A 2,220-nucleotide genomic window follows, 5' to 3' on the forward strand; every position below is an offset into this window, starting at 1 on the left:
ACCTAATGGTTGTGCATTGTTTGCCATACTGCCACCTCCTTACATAAATCCTTTTAAGGCTTCATACATATTACCGACCTTTTTTTCTTCTTTCTTTTCTTTATTGAAAAGTTCAACTAAATGAAAGAAATCGGCATTTGCTATATCTTGATAAGCCATGCCGTTTTCCATAAATGATTTATACAATTTATCGATGGTTTCTAATGATGCTTCATACGTTACTTCTGCATGTACTTCATCATTTTCGCCATTTTTTTTCTTCTTCTTTTTCCAATTCTTCCACACCTAAGATTTGTTCAAAGATATTCTTAATCTTTAATGCGCCTGTTGCTGCATCAAGCCCTTCCCAAATGTCATCAGACGAAACTTGGAAAACATCTGCGATAAATTCGATTTGTTTGTCTAGCATTGCCACTTCATCCGGCTCTTTTTCATTCGCCATTTTTTCTAATTCAGCTTTTACTTTCAATGCATCACGTGTAACTTTAATCGACACGAATTCTAACTTGCGTGTGTTATATTCAAATTGTTCTTTTCCGTCCACAATTTCTTTTTTCTTCATTAGTTTTAATTCATAAATAGCCATGTAATAGCCCTCCAGTATATTTTAGATAAATAAAAAAGCACCCCAAACGGAGTGCTTCATTGAATTTTGATTTAATTATTGCCACGTAATATTGGCTTGCTTTGCCTCTGGCGTAGCGCTCACATTAAGCGCCACCGCTGGGTGTAACTTTAAATGCTTTGGCACGTAATGCTGCTACTTGTTCGGCACCTACTGCAATTCCGTAACCTTTTTTATCATCGCCAACAACACACGCCATTGTGTATTCTTCTTCTGGCAATTCTTTGTTTTCCCCTTCAAGTGTTTCCCCTTCAAGTGAATTTCGTGACCATGATCCGCGATAAAGTGCAATCGCATATGGTTCACCTTGTGGCGTTTTATCATAGAAGATAGTCGCTGTATACGGTGCTTCTGTATCATCGCCACCTTCGTAGAAACCTTCTGTTGATTTTGCAATCCCAAGAATCGTCATTTCAAAATCAAGTGGTACATCAATGGCTGTTAAAGTCGCAGATAAGTCACCGATACCACGTTTTGCTGTACGATAAGGAATGTTTGAACCGAATTGTTTCACAGCTTCAGCTGTTAATCCTTCTACACTAAATGAGCGTGTTGCCCCTTTATCTGTTTTTCCTTCAAGTGTAAAAATGCTTTCTTCTGTTGTTTGGAAATTGGCATCTAATACCGCGATTTCTGCTTTTTCAAATCCTACTGCGTTCATTCATTTTCCTCCTCTTTTTGAGTAAATAAAATAGCGCTATATAAACGTGTGTTTACATAGCGCTTTGTTTCTTTAAAATATGTGTCCAAGCCACCGGCTTGTTGTTCAAAACCAAGTGTCCTCATAACTTTTCGTACTTCATATGCTAAAGAGTCCCGGACTCCTCGTTTTATTGCTTCCACATTAATCTGGTAGTAGTAACTTTCGCTATGATTAGTGTTGCTGCCATAGCTACTTGGTTTGCTGGGCTGTGACGGTGTAATGATAATAAATGGACTTAATAAGTCGCCTGTTTCTGCATACTCGTAAAATTTAATGCGGTCACCACAACTTGTTGCAATGAGCGCATTTTCGCGTAGTGCCTGATTAATTTCCATCATCAAATCTCTCATAAACGTTTGGCCATCTCCCTTCGCGTTGCATCAAATACTTCCTGTTTTTTAGTTTCCATAGCTTTTGCGATTTGCTTGTAACCGCCTAGTTGCGGACCGTAAAACTTCCCATCGCGTTTATAGCCATTCTCATTCAAATGGATAATACGATAACGCTCTAATGGACCATTCCAACCAATCTGAACAGTACGCGCACCACGCTTTGATTTTGGTTTGCTCATGACAATCTCGTCAACTGTTGCCCCGATTGAATAGTCGCCTAAGCTACTTGATAGCCTTCTGGCCACTTCTTTTTTCAATACCGTTGCACCGGCAGTTACAGCTGTATCTGTTAGCTTTTTAAACTCTTTTTCGGACATCATTTGTTTTAAACGCTGTTGGATTTCGGCTAAACCATGAAATTCGACACTCATTAAACCACCGCCAATACGATGTTAATAAAACCAAGTGATTGTGCATCTGGTCTTACTTCAACGATATTCCAAACCTTTCCGGTATAACGACAGTGGCCAATCTCTGCAAAATGCTTACGGTCTGGAATA

The 2,220-nt window shown here is 39.0% G+C and carries 5 protein-coding genes; all 5 read right to left on the reverse strand.

All coding sequences use genetic code 11. The annotated features are described in order from the left end of the window. Window positions 1–39 precede the first annotated feature (39 nt). The 5 genes from KTHG_RS20865 to KTHG_RS20885 all read right to left on the reverse strand — a co-directional run bounded on the left by KTHG_RS20865 (window position 40) and on the right by KTHG_RS20885 (window position 2,091). A complete protein-coding gene (locus KTHG_RS20865) occupies window positions 40–285 on the reverse strand; it encodes a hypothetical protein (RefSeq protein WP_139996398.1) in 246 nt (81 codons plus the stop codon). Beyond that, window positions 239–586, reverse strand: coding sequence for a phage tail assembly chaperone G (gene gpG, locus KTHG_RS20870; protein WP_139996400.1), 348 nt, complete (start codon window positions 584–586; stop codon window positions 239–241). The genes KTHG_RS20865 and gpG overlap by 47 nt, the downstream gene beginning before the upstream one ends. Window positions 587–710: 124 nt before the next feature. Then, window positions 711–1,286 carry a major tail protein gene (locus tag KTHG_RS20875; protein ID WP_255512527.1) on the reverse strand — a complete coding sequence of 192 codons (576 nt, stop codon included), beginning with the start codon at window positions 1,284–1,286 and terminating at the stop codon, window positions 711–713. Further along, window positions 1,283–1,666, reverse strand: a complete 384-nt coding sequence (locus KTHG_RS20880; protein ID WP_139996402.1) for a hypothetical protein — start codon at window positions 1,664–1,666, stop codon at window positions 1,283–1,285. The genes KTHG_RS20875 and KTHG_RS20880 overlap by 4 nt, the downstream gene beginning before the upstream one ends. 8 nt (window positions 1,667–1,674) lie before the next feature. Beyond that, window positions 1,675–2,091 carry a hypothetical protein gene (locus KTHG_RS20885; RefSeq protein WP_139996404.1) on the reverse strand — a complete coding sequence of 139 codons (417 nt, stop codon included), beginning with the start codon at window positions 2,089–2,091 and terminating at the stop codon, window positions 1,675–1,677. Window positions 2,092–2,220 lie beyond the last annotated feature (129 nt).

The organism is Kurthia sp. Dielmo (genome assembly GCF_000307285.2).
In the GTDB taxonomy this organism is placed as follows: Bacteria; Bacillota; Bacilli; order Bacillales_A; family Planococcaceae; genus Kurthia; species Kurthia populi.

Excerpts from the sequence above, each read along its gene's own strand:
- KTHG_RS20885 (WP_139996404.1), bottom strand. The coding sequence starts at position 2,091 with ATGAGTGTCGAATTTCATGGTTTAGCCGAAATCCAACAGCGTTTAAAA.
- gpG (WP_139996400.1), bottom strand. The coding sequence starts at position 586 with ATGGCTATTTATGAATTAAAACTAATGAAGAAAAAAGAAATTGTGGAC.
- KTHG_RS20875 (WP_255512527.1), bottom strand. The coding sequence starts at position 1,286 with ATGAACGCAGTAGGATTTGAAAAAGCAGAAATCGCGGTATTAGATGCC.
- KTHG_RS20880 (WP_139996402.1), bottom strand. The coding sequence starts at position 1,666 with ATGATGGAAATTAATCAGGCACTACGCGAAAATGCGCTCATTGCAACA.